Raw genomic sequence first — 17,612 nt, 5'->3', positions numbered from 1 at the left:
GGACGCCGCCCGCGCCGCGGGCGGCGCCCGGGAGCGGGGCTGTTGGCGGGCCAGGAACCCGGTCCGGGGCCGGATCCCGGGCCGGATCCGGGGGCGGGGCGGGGGCCGCGGGGACGACGGACGTGCGTGTACGGCCGCTGCCGGCGCCGCTGGAGGTGCTGCGCTGGTTCGACCCGCCGCCGACGCCCTACGCCGCCGGGCACCGGGGCGTGGACCTGGCCGCGCCGCCCGGCGCCGGGGTCCGGGCGGTGGGCCCCGGCCGGGTGCATTACGCCGGACAGGTGGCGGGGCGCGGCGTGCTCTCGCTCACCCTCCCGGGCGGCCTGCGCACCACCTACGAGCCGGTGCGCGCACTGGTGGCCGAGGGCGAGGAGGTGGTGGCCGGGCAGCTGGTCGCCGTGCTCACCGAGGGCGGCCACTGCGGGGCGTCCTGCCTGCACTGGGGACTGCTCGCGGGTGAGGCGTACCTCGACCCGCTGGGCCTGCTCCCGCCCGCCGCGCCCCGGCTGCTGCCGCTGGCGGACTCAGCCGCGTACGCCCCGCAGGGCCATGGCGACGGCCACCTCGGTGACCTCGGCCGGGTCCTCGGCGGCGCCCAGCTCGATCCGGCGGACCGCGGCGTCCACGACCCCTTGCAGGAGCAGCGCGGCGAGCCGGGGCCGGGAGTGGCCGAGCGCGGCGAGCGCCTCGACGACCATGGCCACGAGCCCGCCGTGGGCGGCGCGGATCTTCTCCCGCGCCCCGGCGTCGAGCTCGCTGGCGGAGATCGCCACCACGGCGCGGTGCCGGCGGTCGCCCACCAGCGACAGCTGGCTGCGCACATACGCCTCGATCTTGGCCTGCGGTTCCTCGGCGGCCTCCATCGCGGCCTCGATCTCGGCCGCCCAGACCGGGAAGTCCACGGCGCACAGTTCCTCGACCACGGCGGCGCGGGAGCGGAAGTACTCGTAGACGGAGGACCGGGCCAGCCCGGTCCGCTCGGCGAGGGCGGGGAAGGTCAGCGCCTCCGTCCCGCCTTCGGACAGCAAGGAACGCGCGGCGTCCAGCAGGGCGGCGCGCTGCATCGTCCGGTGCTCGGCCACGGAGGCCGCTCGAATCCTGGGCACCCGTCCACTGTACGGAGCGGGCGCGGGTTCAGCGGCCGACATCCGCCAGCTTCGCCCGCAGTTGGAGCACGGACTTGGTGTGGATCTGGCTGACGCGGCTCTCGGTGACGCCGAGGACATGGCCGATCTCCGCGAGGGTGAGCCCTTCGTAGTAGTAGAGCGTGACCACGGTCTTCTCCCGCTCGGGCAGGGTGTTGATCGCCCGGGCCAGCAGCCGGCGCAGCTCGCGGTCCTCGGCGACCTCCACCGGGTTGTCGGCGGCGGTGTCCTCCAGGGTGTCCATCAGCGACAGGCGGTCGCCGCCCTCGCCGCCGACGTGCAGCAGCTCCTCCAGCGCGACCACGTTGGCCAGCGACAACTGGCTGAAGACGGAGTGGAGTTCCTCCACCGCGATGCCCATCTCGGCGGCCACCTCGCTCTCCGTCGGGGTGCGCCGCAGCTGTGCCTCCAGCGTGGCGTAGGCACGCTCCACGGCCCGTGCCTTCTGGCGTACCGAGCGCGGGATCCAGTCCAGCGCGCGCAGCTCGTCGATCATCGCGCCGCGGATCCGGGTGATCGCGTACGTCTCGAACTTGATGGAGCGGTCGATGTCGAACTTCTCGATGGCGTCGATCAGCCCGAACACCCCGGAGGAGACGAAGTCGGCCTGCTCGACGTTGGGCGGCAGGCCCACGCTGACCCGGCCGGCCACGTACTTCACCAGCGGCGAGTAGTGCAGGATCAGCTGCTCCCGCAGCCGTTCGTCCCCGGTGTCCTTGTACGAGCGCCACAGCGAGTCCAGGGACGAGGGCGCGGTGGACCGCACGCTGCCGCGGGCAGCGGGCGGCACCGCGGCGCGGTCAGACCCTGAGATGTGCTGGGGCATGCTTCGCCTTTGTCGGGGCCGGATTTCTGGGGAGCGTAGCGTGACTGCACTGTCGCAGTGCGCGAAGAGTACGGGATCGTACGGGGCCGACGGGGCTGTCTTCGGGGCACGGGAGGCCCGGGACCGGCGCCTTGCGCACGGTCCCGGCGGCCGTCACCGGAAGGACCGCTTCTCTCATCGGCTTCACTCTTTCACCGGAACGCCCCAGGTCAATGACCGCCTCGCCGGGTGCCACCGGTTCGAGTGGCGCCGGTGGGCGGGCAGGGGGTCAACAGCCAGCCGCTGCCCCGCCGTTCGACGAACCCCAGAGAGTGAAGTTCGTACAGTCTGCCGATGGCTTCATCGGTCCCGGTGCCTGCGGCGCGCGCCACTTCCTCGGCGCCCGCCGCGCGTGCGGCGGGCAGCGCTTCGAGGACCCGCGCCGTGGCCGGCGCGAGCAGGTCCCGGGCGAGCACCGGGCCGCGCCGCTCGGGGGCCAGCTCGCCCATGCCTCCGACCAGCTCGACCACCTCGGCGGCGTCGGTCACGAGCGTGCCCTCGCCCCGCAGCAGCTCGTGGACCCCGGCGGACAGGGCGCTGGTGGCGGGACCGGGCACGCCCATGGTGAACCGCCCGAGCTCCTGGGCCCGGCGCGCGGTGACCAGCGAGCCGCTGCGCAGGGCCGCCTCGACGACCACGGTGCCGCGGGTGAGCGCGGCGATGACCCGGTTGCGCAGCACGAACCGGCTCCGGGTGGGGTGGTAGCCCGGCGGCAGCTCGCCGATCAGCAGCCCCTGCCCGGCGATCCGGCCCAACAGGGCCGCGTGGCCCCGCGGGTAGGACACGTCCACGCCGCAGGCCAGCACGGCCGCCGTCGCCCCGCCCGCCGCGAGCGTCCCGCGGTGGGCGGCCCCGTCGACGCCGAAGGCACCGCCCGAGACCACCACCCAGCCCCGCTCGGCGAGCCCGGCGCCCAGGCTCTGCGCCATGTGCGCGCCGTACGGCGTGCACGCCCGGGCACCGACCACGGCGACCGACCGCAGCGCCCACGTCCGCAGGTCGGGCCCGCCGCGCAGCCACAGGCCCAGCGGCCGGGCGTCACCGAGGTCGTCGAGCTGGCTCGGCCACCCGCCCGTCCCCGGGCAGACGAACCGGCCGCCGAGCCCCGCGACGAGCTCCAGGTCCCGCTCGGGGCGGGCAGCGGCGGCCCGCGCCCGGTACCCGGCGAGCCGCTGGGGCGTCACCCCGGTCAGCTGCCGGCCGGCGTCCGCCTCCGGGCCGGTCAGCAGCCGTATCACCTCGGCGGCCCCGCGCTCGCGCACCCACCGCCCGGCCCGCGCGTCGCCCGGCTCGGCCACCGCGGTGAGCGCGGCCCGCGCCCGTACGTCGTCCTCGTCGCCCTCCGCCATCACCCACCTCCCGGGGTCAGCGGCACCCCGCGGGCGATGCCGGTGCGCAGTTCCAGGGCGACGGCGACGTCCTGGGCGTCGGGCCGGTCCTTGCCGGCGAGGTCGGCCACCGTCCAGGCGACCCGCAGCACCCGGTCCAGGCCGCGGGCGGTGAGCAGGCCGCACTCCAGGTCCCGCTCGGCGTGCGCCAGGGCGCCGGGGGCGGCCTGCCAGCGGGTGCGCAGCTCGTGCCCGGGCACCTCGCCGTTGACGCTCCAGGGCGTGCCCGCGAGCCGGACCGCCGCCCGGGCCCGTGCCTCGGCCACCCGGGCGGCCACGGCGGCGCTGGACTCCCCCTGGCCGCCGCCCATCAGGTCGGACCGGGCCACCGGCTCGACCCCGACCCGCAGGTCGACCCGGTCCATGAGCGGCCCGGAGAGCCGGCCCTGGTAGCGCCGGACCACGGAGGGCGGGCACTCGCAGCCGGCCCCGGTCAGGCCGTGGCGACCGCACGGGCAGGGGTTGGCGGCCAGCACCATCAGGAACCGGGCGGGCAGCCGGACCACCCCCGCGGCCCGGGCCACCACCACGTGCCCCGATTCCAGCGGCTGCCGCAGCGCGTCGAGGACCCGGCTGCTGAACTCCGGGGCCTCGTCGAGGAACAGCACGCCCCGGTGGGCCAGCGAGACCGCGCCCGGCCGGGGCAGCCCCTGACCGCCCCCGATCAGGGACTGGAGGGTGGCCGAGTGGTGCGGGGCGCAGTACGGCGGCCCGCCGACCAGCGGCTCGCCCGGGGGCAGGGTCCCGGCGACGGAATGGACGGCGGTCACCTCCAGCGACTCCTGGCGGGTGAGCGGCGGCAGGATGCCGGGCAGCCGCTCGGCCAGCATGGTCTTGCCGGCGCCGGGCGGTCCGCTGAGGAACAGGTGGTGCCCGCCGGCCGCGGCCACCTCCAGCGCCCGCCGGGCGAGGCGCTGACCCGCCACATCGGCCAGGTCGGGCAGCCCCGGCTCCCCACCTCCCGGGCCACCGGAGCCGCCCTGGCCGCCGGAGCCGCCCCCGCCGCCCGGGCCACCAGACCCGCCCGAGCCGCCAGGACCGCCCGAGCCGCCAGGACCTCCCGGCCCACCAGGGCCGCGAGGCCCGCCTCCGCCGCCACGACCCCCGGGCCCGCCGCCACGACCACCGGCCCCGCCCGCCCCGGCGGTCGCGGGCGGCCGGCGGACCAGCCCCGTGCCCAGGCCGGCACCAGGGACCACCAGCCCGGCCGCCATGGGGTCGGGCCGGCCCGGCGCGAGCGGTGGCTCCTCGTCGGGGACCTCCCCGTCGGTCAGGACGGCGAGCAGCTGGCGCAGGCTGCGGACGCCGAGCACCGAGACGTCCGGGACCAGGGCGGCCTCGGCCGCGCACTGCTCGGGGACGACCACCTGCCGGTACCCGGCGTCGGCCGCGGCGAGCACCGCTGGCAGGATCCCGCGGACCGGCCGGACCCGGCCGTCGAGCCCCAGCTCGCCGATCAGGACGAGGTCGGCGATCACCGCCGGGTCGATCCGCTCGGCCGCGCTCATGATCGCGGTCGCGACGGCGAGGTCGAACCCCGATCCGGACTTGGGCACCGAGGCCGGGCTCAGGCCGACCGTGAGCTTCTTCTGCGGCCAGGGCGCGCCCGAGTTGACCACCGCCGCCCGGACCCGGTCCCGGCTCTCCACCAGGGTCTTGTCGGGCAGCCCGACCAGGGTGAAGGCGGCCAGGCCCGCCTCCAGGTCGGCCTGGACCTCGACCACCACGCCCTCGACGCCGACCAGCGCCACCGAACACGTCCGCGCGAACCCCATCAGGCCACCCCCCTGATGTGTTCCACGACGGCCGCGCCCCGGCGCGGCAGCACCACGGCGACCAGATCGATCCGGACCCCGCCCGGCGGACTTCCGCCGTGGTCGGCGAGCCAGCCCTCGGCGAGCCGGCGCAGCCGCGCCACCTTCGCCGGGGGCACGCCGGCCGCCGGATGCTCGAAGCCGTCCGCCCGGCGCGTCTTGACCTCGCAGACCACCAGCGCGTCGCCGTCGCGGGCGACGATGTCGATCTCACCGCCCCGGCCGCGCCGCCAGTTCCGCGCGACGACCGTCATCCCGGCGCGGGCCAGCCGCCGCGCGGCCAGCTCCTCGCCGTACCTTCCCAGTGCCCCTCGTGCGTCCATCCGGCACCACCTCCGCGAACGAAGGTGCCGTACCGGGCCGGCCCGGAAGGATCTTGGTGGACAACCGGGCCGTTGTGGAAAACCCCGTCACCCGTACGGGTGCAGGTCCCCCGGCCCGGTGCCGCCGGGGCCTAGCTGCCCGGGAGCTCCAGGTCGGTCTTGTTGAGCTCCTCGATGTTCACGTCCTTGAAGGTCAGCACCCGGACCTGCTTGACGAACCGGGCCGGCCGGTACATGTCCCAGACCCACGCGTCCGCCATCGTGACCTCGAAGAAGACCTCGCCCTGGACCGAGTGCACCTGCATCTCGTAGTCGTTGGTGAGGTAGAAACGGCGTTCGGTCTCGATCACGTACTTGAACAGCCCGACGACGTCGCGGTACTCCCGATAGAGCTTCAGCTCCATCTCGGTCTCGTACTTCTCGAGGTCCTCGGCGCTCATGGCATGTTCCCCTTCAGCCGTGCGTCCCCCTATTGTGCGCCAGGGTCGTGCGCCCCTAAACGATTTCCGGGGCCAGGACCACCGGCGCACCGGGAGGGCCTTCGTCGAGCAGCTTGCGGAACAGCTCGGCGAGTCTCGTCGGGTACACCGTCTCACGGGCCGCCGACAGTTCCTCGGAGGTCCACCACCTGGCTCCGGTGACGCTGCGCCGCTCCAGCTCGGTGAGGCCGCCCATCACGGTCGCGGTCTGCCGGGTCCGGGCCAGGAAGTACCACTCGTCCTGGTCCCAGCGCCGCCCGTCGAACGGGAAGGAGCAGTACCGGTGCCACAGCACCGGGCCCAGCTCCACGTCGGTGATCCCGGTCTCCTCCGCCAGCTCGCGCAGCGCGGCCTGTTCGCGGCTCTCGCCCGCCTCCAGTCCGCCGCCGGGCGTGAACCACCAGTCGACGCCGGGGTCGGCCGGCTCGAAGCCGTGCAGCAGCAGGATCCGGTCCGCCGGGTCCAGCAGGATCACCCGCGAGACCTGCCGAGGCCCACCGACCCCACCGACCCCACCTATCTCAGCGGCCCGACCGACCCCACCAGTCCCACCAGTCCCACCAGCCGCCTCAGCTCCCACCGCCGGCCTCCGCCCCCGCCCGCGGACCGGCCTCCGCCCCCGCTCCCGCCGGCGGCCGCCGCCGCGCCAGCCGCGCCAGCGGCCCGTACGCGCACCCGGCCAGCACCAGCCCGGCCCCCACCGCGACGGCGGCCAGCTGGAGCTTCAGCGGCCCCGGCCGGGACACCTGCTCGCCGAGGACGGCGTAGGTCGCCCCGGGCCGCTCCAGCATCCGCGGCGACGGCCAGGCCAGGGCGTCCACGCGGCCGGTGACCGCACCCCGGGGCACGGTGCCCTGCCCGGCGTCCTGGAGGTGGGCCCGGGAGTCCAGGGACGCGGCCCGCCGGTCGCCGAGCAGGAAGAGGTTGCCCTCGGGCACCGTCACCTCGAACGGCGTGTCCGAGGCGGCCCCGGACGGCCCGGTGTCGAGGTAGGGCTCGTCGAGCTCCTTGCCGTTCACGGTCAACCGGCCGCCCCGCCCGCAGCAGCGGACGGTGTCGCCGCCGACGGCGACGACCCGCTTGACCATGGGGGCGTTGCTCCACACCACATCAGTAAAGATCACCACGTCGCCGCGGCGCACCTCGGCGCCGTCGATGCGCTGCGCGAGCACCCGGTCGCCGGGCCTCACCGTCGGGACCATGGAGTCGGTCGGCACCGTGAACGGCTGGTAGACCAGCGCGCCCCAGACGAATCCGCCGAGGAAGAGGACAAAGCCGATGGCCACGGCGATCCCGGACAGCACGTGTCCGGCACCACCGCGGCCATCCTTGTGTCGCAGGCCGTCCCGGCCCGCTATGGGGCCCTGTGTGGACCGCTCGGTTCCGCCCATGCGTGGTCCCCCGCGTCAAGGAGTACGTCGATGGGCGGCACCCTACCCGGCGGTACGGTCCCCAGCCAGCTTCCGCCGGCGCAGCAGGACCAGCGGCACCGCGCCGGCCAGGCCCAGCGCGGCCGGGGCCACGCCGACCGCGGTCGCGGCGGCCTTGTTGCCGATGCCCGGCTGGTCGAAGGTGTCCGGCACCGGGAGGGTGGACCAGCGGGTCACCGGCCAGGCGATGACGACGGCGCGTCCGACGACCTTGTCGACCGGGACGAAGCCACCCGTGGAGTCCTGCATGTGGTAGCGGGAGTCCTGCGAGTTCTGGCGGTGGTCGCCCATCACCCAGATCTTGCCCGCGGGGACGGTCAGCGGGCCGAACGGGGCGTCGTCGCAGGGGGTGTTGCCGGGGAAGATGTACGGCTCGTCGAGGTCCTTGCCGTTGACCTTGACCGGGCCGCCCTTCTTGCACTCGACCGTGTCGCCGCCGATCGCGATGACCCGCTTGATCAGGTCCTTCTCGTCCGCCGACGGCATCAGGCCGATCTTGCTCAGGACCTGCTGGGCCAGGTTGGGCTGCGGGGTCGGCTCGCCCGCCAGCCAGTTCGCCGGGTCGTGGAAGACGACGACCTCACCGCGCTCGGGCTCCGAGCCGAACCACGGGGTGAGCTTGTCGACCAGCACCCGGTCCCCGCGCTGGAGGGTGTCCTGCATGGAGTCGGACGGGATCGAGAACGCCTGGACCAGGAAGGTCTTGATCAGCAGGGCGAGCAGCAGCGCGATACCGATGAGGAGGGGCAGCTCCTTCCAGAAGGAGCGCTGCGGGCGCTCCTCGGCGTCCTCGCCCTCCGCGGCCGTCTCGGCCTCGGTGTCGTGCTCGACGGCTTTCTCCGGCCGCTCGTCGGGTTCGTCGCGTCCGGATCGCGCGCCTACTGCCACATCCCCCACATCCACTCCTCAACCTCGCAATGCGTCGTCGCCCGCGCCGGAGCGGCACGGGCCCTCCCCTCCCCTAACGAGCGGGAGTTCCCAAGGGCGCGGGAGACCGAGGACACACTATGCGAACGACGGGCCCCGTCGGCGCCCGCGCCGCGCGCGATCCGGAACGGAACCGAAGGTCGCGGGCTTCTCCAGCCGCTGCCAGTGATCGTACGGCCAGGCGATCACCACCGCCCGTCCGACGACCCCGCTCTCGGCGATCGTGCCCTGGAACTCCTCGTCCAAGTGGTACCGGGAGTCGGCGGAGTTGGAACGGTGGTCGCCCATCACGAAGAGCCGGCCCGCCGGCACCCGCACGTCGAAGCGGATGTCGCTGGGCGCGTCGCCGGGGTTCACGTACGGCTCATCGAGCGGCGCGCCGTTGACGGTGACCCGCCCTTCGGCGTCGCAGCACGCCACGGCGTCGCCGCCGACCCCGACGACGCGCTTGATCAGGTCCTGCTCGTCGGCGGAGGGCAGCAGCCCGATGAACGTCAGCACCTGCTTGACCTGCTTGACGCCGACGGGGTCGGGCTTGGGACGGGCGGCCTCGCCGGTCAGCCAGCCGCCGGGGTCCTTGAAGACCACGACGTCGCCCCGCTCGACCTCGGCCCCGAACCAGGGCGTGAGCTTGTCGACCAGCACCCGGTCCCCGATCCGGATCGTCTGCTCCATCGAGCCGGAGGGGATGAAGAAGGCCTGTACGAGGAAGGTCTTGAGCAGCAGCGCGATGCACAGGGCGACGGCGACCAGCAGCGGCAGCTCACCGGCCCGGCGGGTACGGCGGCGCCGCCGGAGCCGGCGCATCTGGACGCGGCGGTGCGCGCGGCCGCCCTCCAGCGTCTCGAAGCTGGGGTCGGGCCGGTCCCGTTTCGGGCGCCCCCGGCTACCCACGCCCACCGCCGGGCCGGTCGGCCGCACCCCACCGGGACGCCGGCCAGCCGATCCAGTCGGCCCGTCCGATCACCTTGTCCACCGGCACCATCCCCCCGCCCGGCTCCCCGAGGTGGTCCCGGGAGTCGCGGGACTGGGAGCGGTGGTCGCCCATCACCCACAGCGTGCCGAGCGGTACGACGATGCGGAAGGGCACGGCGGAGGGGGCGTCGCCCGGGTACAGGTACGGCTCCTCGACGGGGGCTCCGTTGACCGAGAGCCGCCCGGCGGCGTCGCAGCAGACCACCGCGTCGCCGCCCACGCCCACGACCCGCTTGACGAAGTCGGTGTCGGAGGGCTCGGCCAGCCCCAGCGCCGAGGCCGCGCCGCGCAGCAGCGACCCGAGGGGGCCGGGCTCGGAGCCCTCGGGGACGAAGGAGCCGGTGCCGTCGAAGACGACGAGGTCGCCCCGGCGCGGCTGCTCGCCGAAACGGTACGCCAGCTTGTTCACGAGCACCCGGTCCCCGACCTTCAGGGTGGGTTCCATCGACCGGCTGGGGATCAGGAACGGCTGCACCACGAAGTGGCTCAGCAGCAGCAGGAAGACCGTGCAGACGGCGCCCACCAGGCCGGCCCGCCGCCAGGTCAGCCACGGCCGGGGGTCGGAGAACGCAGAACGCGACCGCCCCTCCCCCTCGTCGGGGGAAGAGTGGTCGCGCTGCGGATGAGGTGCTTCGGTGTCCATCGGGGGCGAGCCTATCCGGCCACCCCGACGGCCCGGAGGGGACCTCAGTTGTCGCGCTTCTCCTTGATCTTCGCGGCCTTGCCACGGAGCTCACGGAGGTAGTACAGCTTGGCGCGGCGGACGTCACCACGGGTGACGAGCTCGATCTTCTCGAAGATCGGGGAGTGGACCGGGAAGGTGCGCTCCACGCCGACCGAGAAGGAGACCTTGCGGACGGTGAAGGTCTCGGAGACGCCCGAGCCCTGGCGGCGGATGACGACGCCCTTGAACTGCTGGATACGGGAGCGGTTGCCCTCGATCACGCGGACGTGCACGTTGACCGTGTCACCCGGGCGGAAGGCCGGGACGTCCGAGCGCAGGGAGGCGGAGTTCACGCCGTCGAGGAGAGAAGCCATGATCTTCTTCTGCTTTCTTCGCACGACGCCACAGGTCGCCGAGCGGGTTTTCGGAGAGAAATCGGGTGCCGTGCCACCCGGCGGGCGACGGTCCCCCTGTGGCAGGGGCGCACGCGGGCGTACAGCAGCGGCCTATTCTTCCACGGCCGAGGGCCTGCGCCAAAATCGGCCCTCGGGGTCCGGGGACCAGCCGAGGATGCTCAGGGTCTCGCGGTCCTTCTTGTCGAACGCCGACGCCTCGGTGCGCTCCAGCAGGTCCGGCCGGTTCGCTGCGGTGCGGCGCAGCGCCTCGTCCCGGCGCCAGCGGGCGATCTTCCCGTGGTGGCCGCTGAGCAGGACGTCGGGGATGGCGCGCCCGCGCCACACCGGCGGCTTGGTGTAGACGGGGCCTTCCAGCAGGTTGGCCATCTCGCCCGGGGCGAAGGAGTCGTCGCGGTGCGACTCGGCGTTGCCGAGCACGCCCGGCAGCAGCCGGGCGACGGCCTCGGTGATCACCAGCACGGCGGCCTCGCCGCCGGCCAGCACGTAGTCGCCGATGGAGACCTCGTGGACCGGTATCCGGGTGGCGTACTCGTCCATCACCCGGCGGTCGATGCCCTCGTAGCGGGCCGGGGTGAAGATCAGCCACGGCTGCGCGGCGAGCTCGACGGCCAGTTCCTGGGTGAACGGGCGGCCGCTGGGGGTCGGGACGACCATGACCGGGCCGTGGGCGCCGGAGTCGTAGCCGTCGGCGAGCACCTGGTCCAGGCAGTCGCCCCACGGGTCGGTCTTCATGACCATGCCGGGGCCGCCGCCGTACGGGGTGTCGTCGACCGTGTTGTGCCGGTCGTACGTCCACTGCCGCAGGTCGTGGACGTGCACGCCGAGCTGGCCGCGGGCCCTGGCCTTGCCGACGAGGGAGACGTTCAGGGGTTCGAGGTACTCGGGGAAGATCGTGACGACGTCGAGCCGCATCAGGACCCGTCCCCCCGCGGCTCGTCCTTCGCCTCGGCCTTCGCCTCGCCCTGCGCCGCGGCCCCCGCCTCCGCCTCGGCGTCCCGCGTCGACGCGACCACCGCGCGGTCGTCGATCAGGCCGGGCGGCGGGTCGATGACGGCCCGCTGGTTCTCCAGGTCGATCTCGGTGACGATCTCCTGCACGAACGGGATCATCACCTCGCTGCCGTCCTCGCGCTCGACGATGAAGAGGTCCTGCGAGGGCAGGTGGGAGATCTCGGTGATCCGCCCGATCTCCGTGCCGTCGGCGAGCACCACGTCCAGGTCCATCAGCTGGTGGTCGTAGTACTCGTCCTCGTCCTCCGGCAGCTCGGAGGGGTCGACCTCGGCGATCAGCAGGGTGTTGCGCAGCGCCTCGGCGGCGTTGCGGTCCTTCACGCCCTCGAAGCGCAGCAGCAGCCGGCCGCTGTGGACCCGGCCGGCCTCGATGGTCAGCGGACCGGCCGACGCCGGTTCGGTCTGGAGCACGGCGCCCGGGCCGAGCCGCAGCTCCGGCTCGTCGGTGCGCACCTCGACGGTGACCTCGCCCTTGATCCCGTGGGCGCGGCCGACACGCCCGACTACCAGCTGCACTTCGCTTCTCCTGTTCATACGACGACGGGCCGGGGCGGGCTCAAGCCCTCCCCGGCCCGTGCCGGTGATTCACCTGCTCAGCGGACCTGGTCCACGTCGACGAGGTCGACGCGGATCCCGCGGCCGCCGATGGCGCCCACGACGGTCCGCAGGGCCCGCGCGGTGCGGCCGTTGCGGCCGATCACCTTGCCGAGGTCGTCGGGGTGCACCCGGACCTCCAGCACGCGCCCACGGCGCAGGTTGCGCGAGGCGACCTGCACGTCGTCGGGGTTGTCCACAATGCCCTTTACGAGGTGCTCAAGAGCCTCCTCGAGCATGCTCAGGCCTCGGTCGACTCGGCGGCGGCCTCAGCCTCGTCCGCCTTCTTCTCGGCCTTCTTCTTCTGGGTGATGGCCTCGCCCTTGGCGTCGCCACCCTCCAGGGTCTTCGCGAACTCCTCGAAGGTGGCGCGCTTCTGCTCCTTGGTGGCCGGAGCCAGCAGCGGCTTCTCCGGGGCGGGCAGACCCTTGTGCTTCTGCCAGTCGCCGGTGAGCTTCAGGAGGGCCAGAACCGGCTCGGTCGGCTGGGCGCCGACGGACAGCCAGTACTGGGCGCGCTCCGAGTCGATCTCGATGCGCGAGGGGTTGTACGTCGGGTGGTACAGACCGATCTCCTCGATGGCCCGGCCGTCACGGCGGGTACGGGAGTCGGCGACGACGACGCGGTAGTGCGGCTGGCGGATCTTGCCGAGGCGCTTGAGCTTGATCTTGACTGCCACTGGAGTGGTGTCTCCTGGTCTTGACGTGGTTGGGCACAACGAGATGCCACGTGGGGTTGCGGTACTCGGGTGCCCGATGGACGCGTCAGTCGGAGGAGAGAGGGGTCCTGTGCGACTGTCGAGTACAGCTAGCCATTGTGCCACACGCCCGTCCCGCGTCAGGACGCGGCCGCCCCCACCGCGACCTCGGGCATCTCGGGGATCCGGAACGGCTTGCCGCAGCCCCCGCACACGATCGGGGCCTGGGCCAGCACGGACGGCACCACCCGGACGTTGCGCCCGCAGTCGCACACCGCCTTGACCCGGACGCCGCCGCCGGACGAGCCGTGCCGGGCGGCCGGACCGCGGAAGCTGCGCTTGGTGTCGGCGGCCGTGGCCGCGCTGTGCGCCTTCAGGGCCCGCTGGAGGCGCTCCATGGTGGCCCGGTAACGCTTCTTGGCCTCGGGGTTGAGCGTGACCAGCGAGAAGCCGCTGCTGGCGTGCGGCTCGTCGGCGTGGTCGAGGCCCATCTCCTCGGCGATCGCCAGGAACCGGCGGTTGTGGTAGCGGCCGGCGCGCGAGGTGTCCCGGACGCCGCGGGCGGCGGCGATGCCGTGGACTGCCTCGTGCAGCAGTCGCTCGAAGGAGAGTTCCGCGCCGCAGGCGGACGAGGACTCTCCGATCAGGGACTCGGGCGCGGCAAGGTCGGGCAGCTCGGGGTGGTACCGCTGAATGTCGGCCCACGCCGCCGCCAGCTCTGCGGCGAGAACAGGTGGTGTCGTGCTCACGTCGTGACAACGAGCCGAGGGGCCCGGGTGTTCCGATTCCGGGCCATTCCAAATTTTTTGCACGTACCAGTCAGTTCAGTCTCATGCGACCCGACGAGGGCGGGTGCGCAGAACTCCGGAGGAGTCGGTACGTATGGGGGTCCCCCGGGCGTGGTCGTGCCGCGCCCCGGGGGACCCCCAGGTGCCCCTCAGGGCACCTCAGTACGAGCGCGCCACGATGGCCAGGTTGCCCGGGGCGTCGTCGGCGTCCGGCACGGAGCCGTCCTCGGCGACCAGGCAGCGCACGGTGACGGCCTGCTCGGCGAGCTTGGCCTCGCCCTCGGGGCCGAGCACGTCCCACGGGATCCGCGCCCAGCCGCCGGCCAGCGCCGCCTCGGCGGCGGCCTCGACGGTGCTGACGTCCGAGGTGCGGGCCTCACGGCGCTCGCGGGACTCGCGCAGCAGCTGCGCCTGGTCCTCGTCGAGCACCTTGGGCAGCAGGTCGGCGAGCGCCTCGATCTGCACGGGCTCCTTGCCGCCGGGGATGCGGCGGGCGAGCATCGCGGTGCCGTTCTCCAGGTCGCGCGGGCCGATCTCGATCCGCACCGGCACGCCCTTGAGCTCCCAGTCCACGGCGCGGCGGCCGAACGGCGTGTCCACCCGGTCGTCGACCTGGACCCGGATGCCGGCCGCCTTCAGCTGCGCGCCCAGCTCGCGGACCTTGGCCACGGCCTCGTCGCCCTTGATCGCCATGACGACGACCTGGACGTGGGCGAGGCGCGGCGGCACCCGCAGGCCGTTGTCGTCGCCGTGGGACATGATCAGACCGCCGACCATGCGGGTGGAGACGCCCCAGGAGGTCTGCCAGACCAGCTCCTGCTGGCCCTCCTTGGACAGGTAGGAGGTGTTGAACGCCTTGGCGAAGTTGGTGCCGAGCTCGTGGCTGGTGCCCATCTGCAGCGCCTTGCCGTCACCCATCATGCCTTCGAGGGTGAGGGTGTTGATGGCGCCCGCGAAGCGCTCCTTGGCGGTCTTGCGGCCGAGGACGACGTCGATGCCGAGGACGTTGGTCATGAAGTCGCCGTACACGTTGCGGTGGATGTGCGCGGCGTAGTCGCGGGCGTCCTCGTAGGTGGCGTGGGCCGTGTGGCCCTCCTGCCAGAGGAACTCACTCGTGCGGAGGAAGACGCGCGGGCGCATCTCCCAGCGGACGACGTTGGCCCACTGGTTGATCAGCAGGGGCAGGTCGCGGTAGCTCTGCACCCACTTGGAGAAGTAGTCGTTGATGATCGTCTCGGAGGTGGGCCGGACGACCACCGGCTCGTCGAGCTCCTTGCCGCCGCCGTGCGTGACGACCGCGAGCTCGGGGGCGAAGCCCTCGACGTGCTCGGCTTCCTTCGTCAGGTACGACTGCGGGATGAACAGCGGGAAGTAGGCGTTCTGGGCGCCCGCGTCCTTGATGCGCGCGTCCATCTCCTGCTGCATCCGCTCCCACAGGCCGTAGCCGTACGGTCGGATGACCATCGTGCCGCGCACCGGGCCGTTGTCGGCCAGCTCGGCCTTGTTGATCAGATCCTGGTACCAGCGGGGGAAGTCCTCCGCCTGAGGGGTGAGAACGGGAGCCTTTGCCATGGCGCGAATGGTACGGCGCCGGGTCCGCCGAGTGTGAATCGGGGGCTTCCCTCCTCTGGACGCGGGGTCGAATGGGGAGTTCTCTGGCAACGGGGGCAAGGGGGCGAGACGAATCAGGAGCGCTCTTTCGATGACACCGACGCCGACGGCGACGCTCGTCGCCCGGGACTGGGCGGAGATCCAGGAACGGATGCTGGTCCCGCTGTACGAAGCGGTCTACGACCGGCTGGAGGTCGGCCCGGGCGACCGGCTGCTCGGCCTGGGCTGCGGGGCCGGGCTGGCCCTGCTGCTGGCGGCCGGCCGGGGTGCCCGGGTGACCGGGGTGGAACCGCGCGAGGAGCTGCGGGCCCTGGCCCGGGAGCGGGTGCTGGAGGTGGTCCCGGGGCCGCCGGGCCCGGGGGCGGAGCCGTACGACGTGCTGACGGCGTTCGCCCCGGAGCCGGGCGCCCTGGCGGCGGCCCTGCCGGCGGTGCGCCGGGGCGGGGCGGTGGTGCTGGCCGACTGGGGGCCGCCGGAACGGTGCACCGTGCCGGCGCTGCCGGGCGGCGGGCCGGTGCCGCGGGACCTGGACGCGCTGGTGGAGCGGGCGGGGCTGGTGCCGGACGGGTCGGGCCGGGTGTTCTGCCCGTTCGGCTACGCGGACGGCGAGAGCGCGGTGCGCGGGCTGCTGAGCTCGGGGCTGTACGACCTGGCGGACCCGGCGCAGACGGAGAAGGAGCTGACGGAGGCGCTTCACCCGTACGAGCGGGCGGACGGCTCGGTCTGGCTGCCGAACATCTTCCGCTACGTCGTCGCCCGGACGGAGTAACCGGGCGGGAGGAGTGACCGCCCGGGGCGGTGCCGGGGCCGGACGGGCGACACCCGCGGGGCCGCCGGGTGGTGGTTTTCCGGACAAGGCCGCTCGGCCCGCCCGCCCGCCGTCGTGCCGGGTGGGGTCGGGTCGGGTCGGGCCGGCGGTCGGGTCGGACCGAGTCGGGCCGGGCCGGGTGTCGTCCTCGCGGCCGACCCTGCGGGACAAATCCGGCGATTGCCGGTGAAAAGCCGCTACTGTCTGCTCCGTGCGCGGCTTCGACGATCAGCTCGCCCTCCGCATCCGGCTCTTCCGCGACAGCGGTCAGGTACGCCCGGACGTCGCCGACTTCGTGACCGCCGAGCTGTCCGCGCTGGCCGCCGAGGGCCGCACGGTCACCGACGAGACGGCCGGGATGTTCACCAGCCACCTGCTGATGGCCCTCACCCGGATGCTGGACGGCGTACCGGCCGACCGCTGCCCGGACGCGCCCCGCACCGGCCCCCCGGCCGGGGAACTGCGCGAGCACCCCGAAGCGGTGGACCGGGCGCACGCCATCGCCGCCCGCGCCGCCGCCGTCCTCGGCACGCCCCCGCTGCCGCCCGACGAGATCGACTTCCTGGGCCTGCACCTGGCCGTGCTCGCCCGCACCGCAACGGACAGGTAAGGACCCGCCATGGCGAAGATCCTCACGGGCGGCGTCGGCCGCACCGAGGTCGCGCGCACGCTCGGCGGCCTGGGCATCCCCGGCCTCGACGTCGCCGTCTGCAACGACATGGAGGCGGCCGCACTGCTGCGCGCGGGCCGGGCCGACTTCTTCCTCGGCACCTGCCACACCGGCGCCGGCGCCTCCCTCGGGGTGCTCGTGGGGCTGCTGGGCCGGCCCGCCTGCCACACCTTCGGCCGCGGCGAGCCGACCGACGAGGAGGTCGCCGACCTGCTGGCGCGCGGCAAGACCGTCTTCGGCTTCAGCACCGACCGGATCGACACCGTCGCACCGCGTCTGGCCCGCGCCATCGCCGCCCGCGCGTGAGGCCGCTGTACGCCGCCCCGGGCGCGGGCCCCCTCGCCGCCGGGCCGGTGCGGCTTGACCTCTCCCCCGCCCAGGCGCTCACCGTGATCGCGCTGTGCGCGCTCACCGCGCTGGCGGCGCACCTGGCGCTCGCCGTCTTCAACGACGGGGTCCGGCCCTTCCTGCTCGACTTCGTGCACGGGCACACCACCCGCGGCGCCACCACCGCGGTCGCCTTCGGCCTCTCCGCGGGATTCGTCTTCGGGCTGGGCGCGCCGCTCGCGCTCAGCAGCGGTGTGCTCAACCCCTGGCTGCTGTTCCTGCCCACCGACGTCCTGGGGATCCTCGCGCCCCGCCGCCGGCTGGCCCTGCTGCTCGGCGCGGGCTGGGGCGCGGTCGTGGTGTACGGGCTGGACGGGGCCCACGACCTGGTGCACGGGCTGCCGGTGGACTTCCTGACGGCGATGCAGCAGATGGCCACCCCGATCCTGTTCCTCTTCACCCTCTTCCCGACGCTGGCCGCCACCCGGCAGTTCGGGCGGCTGCGCGGAGCCCTGACCGGGCTGGTCGAACTCGCCCTGGTGGTGGCGACGATGCGGCTGTGGCCGCAGGTGTTCGCGGGCGCCGTGGCGATGGCGGCCGGGGTGCTGCTGCTGATCGGCTTCGCGGTCGCCGGCGACCTGCGCCGGGCGCGGACCGCCGCCGGACCCGCCGCCGCGGCGA

22 protein-coding genes and 1 pseudogene are annotated in these 17,612 nt (G+C 73.9%); 5 read left to right on the top strand and 18 right to left on the bottom strand.

The window, feature by feature from the left end:
* Nucleotides 1-122: 122 nt before the first annotated feature.
* Nucleotides 123-416 (top strand): annotated as a pseudogene (locus tag LG632_RS23815) (peptidoglycan DD-metalloendopeptidase family protein); the annotation flags it as partial.
* 108 nt (nucleotides 417-524) lie between these two features.
* Here the strand turns inward: LG632_RS23815 and LG632_RS23810 are convergent.
* The 18 genes from LG632_RS23810 to proS all read right to left on the bottom strand — a co-directional run bounded on the left by LG632_RS23810 (nucleotide 525) and on the right by proS (nucleotide 15,087).
* On the bottom strand, nucleotides 525-1,082 hold the full coding sequence (locus LG632_RS23810; protein WP_226729473.1) for a TetR/AcrR family transcriptional regulator: 558 nt from the start codon (nucleotides 1,080-1,082) through the stop codon (nucleotides 525-527).
* A 52-nt stretch (nucleotides 1,083-1,134) separates the two neighbouring features.
* Nucleotides 1,135-1,971, bottom strand: coding sequence for an RNA polymerase sigma factor WhiG (whiG, locus tag LG632_RS23805; RefSeq protein ID WP_226729470.1), 837 nt, complete (start codon nucleotides 1,969-1,971; stop codon nucleotides 1,135-1,137).
* 209 nt (nucleotides 1,972-2,180) lie between these two features.
* A complete protein-coding gene (gene dprA / locus LG632_RS23800) occupies nucleotides 2,181-3,476 on the bottom strand; it encodes a DNA-processing protein DprA (RefSeq protein ID WP_508618717.1) in 1,296 nt (431 codons plus the stop codon).
* On the bottom strand, nucleotides 3,359-5,173 hold the full coding sequence (locus LG632_RS23795) for a YifB family Mg chelatase-like AAA ATPase (protein WP_226729468.1): 1,815 nt from the start codon (nucleotides 5,171-5,173) through the stop codon (nucleotides 3,359-3,361). Before LG632_RS23795 ends, dprA begins: the two co-directional genes overlap by 118 nt.
* Entirely contained in the window at nucleotides 5,173-5,535 is a 363-nt protein-coding gene (locus tag LG632_RS23790; protein ID WP_226729467.1) for a YraN family protein, read from the bottom strand. The genes LG632_RS23795 and LG632_RS23790 overlap by 1 nt, the downstream gene beginning before the upstream one ends.
* Nucleotides 5,536-5,666: 131 nt before the next feature.
* On the bottom strand, nucleotides 5,667-5,975 hold the full coding sequence (locus LG632_RS23785; protein WP_179178094.1) for a DUF2469 domain-containing protein: 309 nt from the start codon (nucleotides 5,973-5,975) through the stop codon (nucleotides 5,667-5,669).
* A 55-nt stretch (nucleotides 5,976-6,030) separates the two neighbouring features.
* The gene (locus LG632_RS23780; protein WP_226729472.1) at nucleotides 6,031-6,534 is read right to left on the bottom strand and encodes an NUDIX hydrolase; all 504 of its coding nucleotides are present in this window, start codon (nucleotides 6,532-6,534) and stop codon (nucleotides 6,031-6,033) included.
* A gap of 49 nt (nucleotides 6,535-6,583) precedes the next feature.
* On the bottom strand, nucleotides 6,584-7,405 hold the full coding sequence (gene lepB, locus LG632_RS23775) for a signal peptidase I (protein ID WP_226729466.1): 822 nt from the start codon (nucleotides 7,403-7,405) through the stop codon (nucleotides 6,584-6,586).
* Between the two features lie 42 nt (nucleotides 7,406-7,447).
* Nucleotides 7,448-8,332 (bottom strand): signal peptidase I, encoded by an 885-nt coding sequence (lepB, locus tag LG632_RS23770; RefSeq protein ID WP_226729465.1) that lies wholly within the window; start codon nucleotides 8,330-8,332, stop codon nucleotides 7,448-7,450.
* A 117-nt stretch (nucleotides 8,333-8,449) separates the two neighbouring features.
* Nucleotides 8,450-9,265: a signal peptidase I gene (gene lepB, locus LG632_RS23765; protein ID WP_374203558.1), complete on the bottom strand. Its 816-nt coding sequence runs from the start codon at nucleotides 9,263-9,265 to the stop codon at nucleotides 8,450-8,452.
* Entirely contained in the window at nucleotides 9,258-9,989 is a 732-nt protein-coding gene (gene lepB / locus LG632_RS23760) for a signal peptidase I (protein ID WP_226729464.1), read from the bottom strand. Before lepB (LG632_RS23760) ends, lepB (LG632_RS23765) begins: the two co-directional genes overlap by 8 nt.
* A gap of 44 nt (nucleotides 9,990-10,033) precedes the next feature.
* Nucleotides 10,034-10,384, bottom strand: coding sequence for a 50S ribosomal protein L19 (rplS, locus tag LG632_RS23755; protein WP_226729463.1), 351 nt, complete (start codon nucleotides 10,382-10,384; stop codon nucleotides 10,034-10,036).
* Nucleotides 10,385-10,516: 132 nt separating this feature from the next.
* Nucleotides 10,517-11,338, bottom strand: a complete 822-nt coding sequence (gene trmD, locus LG632_RS23750) for a tRNA (guanosine(37)-N1)-methyltransferase TrmD (RefSeq protein ID WP_226729462.1) — start codon at nucleotides 11,336-11,338, stop codon at nucleotides 10,517-10,519.
* Nucleotides 11,338-11,952, bottom strand: a complete 615-nt coding sequence (gene rimM, locus LG632_RS23745) for a ribosome maturation factor RimM (protein ID WP_226729461.1) — start codon at nucleotides 11,950-11,952, stop codon at nucleotides 11,338-11,340. The genes trmD and rimM overlap by 1 nt, the downstream gene beginning before the upstream one ends.
* Before the next feature lie 77 nt (nucleotides 11,953-12,029).
* Complete coding sequence (locus LG632_RS23740; protein ID WP_005311361.1) at nucleotides 12,030-12,269, bottom strand: RNA-binding protein; 240 nt, start codon at nucleotides 12,267-12,269, stop codon at nucleotides 12,030-12,032.
* 2 nt (nucleotides 12,270-12,271) lie between these two features.
* Nucleotides 12,272-12,709: a 30S ribosomal protein S16 gene (gene rpsP, locus LG632_RS23735; protein WP_226729460.1), complete on the bottom strand. Its 438-nt coding sequence runs from the start codon at nucleotides 12,707-12,709 to the stop codon at nucleotides 12,272-12,274.
* Nucleotides 12,710-12,867: 158 nt separating this feature from the next.
* The gene (locus LG632_RS23730; protein WP_226729459.1) at nucleotides 12,868-13,476 is read right to left on the bottom strand and encodes a hypothetical protein; all 609 of its coding nucleotides are present in this window, start codon (nucleotides 13,474-13,476) and stop codon (nucleotides 12,868-12,870) included.
* A 198-nt stretch (nucleotides 13,477-13,674) separates the two neighbouring features.
* Entirely contained in the window at nucleotides 13,675-15,087 is a 1,413-nt protein-coding gene (proS, locus tag LG632_RS23725) for a proline--tRNA ligase (RefSeq protein ID WP_226729458.1), read from the bottom strand.
* A 130-nt stretch (nucleotides 15,088-15,217) separates the two neighbouring features.
* Here proS and LG632_RS23720 point away from each other — a divergent pair, with 130 nt between their 5' ends.
* The 4 genes from LG632_RS23720 to LG632_RS23705 all read left to right on the top strand — a co-directional run.
* Nucleotides 15,218-15,895, top strand: coding sequence for a class I SAM-dependent methyltransferase (locus LG632_RS23720; protein ID WP_226729457.1), 678 nt, complete (start codon nucleotides 15,218-15,220; stop codon nucleotides 15,893-15,895).
* Between the two features lie 250 nt (nucleotides 15,896-16,145).
* Complete coding sequence (locus tag LG632_RS23715) at nucleotides 16,146-16,544, top strand: transcriptional antiterminator (protein WP_226729456.1); 399 nt, start codon at nucleotides 16,146-16,148, stop codon at nucleotides 16,542-16,544.
* A gap of 9 nt (nucleotides 16,545-16,553) precedes the next feature.
* The gene (locus LG632_RS23710) at nucleotides 16,554-16,910 is read left to right on the top strand and encodes a DUF2620 family protein (RefSeq protein ID WP_226729455.1); all 357 of its coding nucleotides are present in this window, start codon (nucleotides 16,554-16,556) and stop codon (nucleotides 16,908-16,910) included.
* Nucleotides 16,907-17,612 (top strand): YhfT family protein (locus LG632_RS23705; RefSeq protein ID WP_374203557.1); only part of this gene is annotated, 706 nt, incomplete at its 3' end. The genes LG632_RS23710 and LG632_RS23705, both read left to right, overlap by 4 nt.

This window comes from Streptomyces antimicrobicus, from assembly GCF_020532625.1.
GTDB lineage: Bacteria > Actinomycetota > Actinomycetes > Streptomycetales > Streptomycetaceae > Streptomyces > Streptomyces antimicrobicus.
The sequence above is the reverse complement of the archived record's forward strand: the minus strand, read 5'-3'. Positions and strand labels throughout refer to the sequence as shown.

Excerpts from the sequence above, each read along its gene's own strand:
- whiG (WP_226729470.1), bottom strand. The coding sequence starts at position 1,971 with ATGCCCCAGCACATCTCAGGGTCTGACCGCGCCGCGGTGCCGCCCGCT.
- LG632_RS23795 (WP_226729468.1), bottom strand. The coding sequence starts at position 5,173 with ATGGGGTTCGCGCGGACGTGTTCGGTGGCGCTGGTCGGCGTCGAGGGC.
- LG632_RS23790 (WP_226729467.1), bottom strand. The coding sequence starts at position 5,535 with ATGGACGCACGAGGGGCACTGGGAAGGTACGGCGAGGAGCTGGCCGCG.
- LG632_RS23785 (WP_179178094.1), bottom strand. The coding sequence starts at position 5,975 with ATGAGCGCCGAGGACCTCGAGAAGTACGAGACCGAGATGGAGCTGAAG.
- lepB (WP_226729466.1), bottom strand. The coding sequence starts at position 7,405 with ATGGGCGGAACCGAGCGGTCCACACAGGGCCCCATAGCGGGCCGGGAC.
- lepB (WP_226729464.1), bottom strand. The coding sequence starts at position 9,989 with ATGGACACCGAAGCACCTCATCCGCAGCGCGACCACTCTTCCCCCGAC.
- rplS (WP_226729463.1), bottom strand. The coding sequence starts at position 10,384 with ATGGCTTCTCTCCTCGACGGCGTGAACTCCGCCTCCCTGCGCTCGGAC.
- trmD (WP_226729462.1), bottom strand. The coding sequence starts at position 11,338 with ATGCGGCTCGACGTCGTCACGATCTTCCCCGAGTACCTCGAACCCCTG.
- LG632_RS23740 (WP_005311361.1), bottom strand. The coding sequence starts at position 12,269 with ATGCTCGAGGAGGCTCTTGAGCACCTCGTAAAGGGCATTGTGGACAAC.
- proS (WP_226729458.1), bottom strand. The coding sequence starts at position 15,087 with ATGGCAAAGGCTCCCGTTCTCACCCCTCAGGCGGAGGACTTCCCCCGC.
- LG632_RS23720 (WP_226729457.1), top strand. The coding sequence starts at position 15,218 with ATGACACCGACGCCGACGGCGACGCTCGTCGCCCGGGACTGGGCGGAG.
- LG632_RS23710 (WP_226729455.1), top strand. The coding sequence starts at position 16,554 with ATGGCGAAGATCCTCACGGGCGGCGTCGGCCGCACCGAGGTCGCGCGC.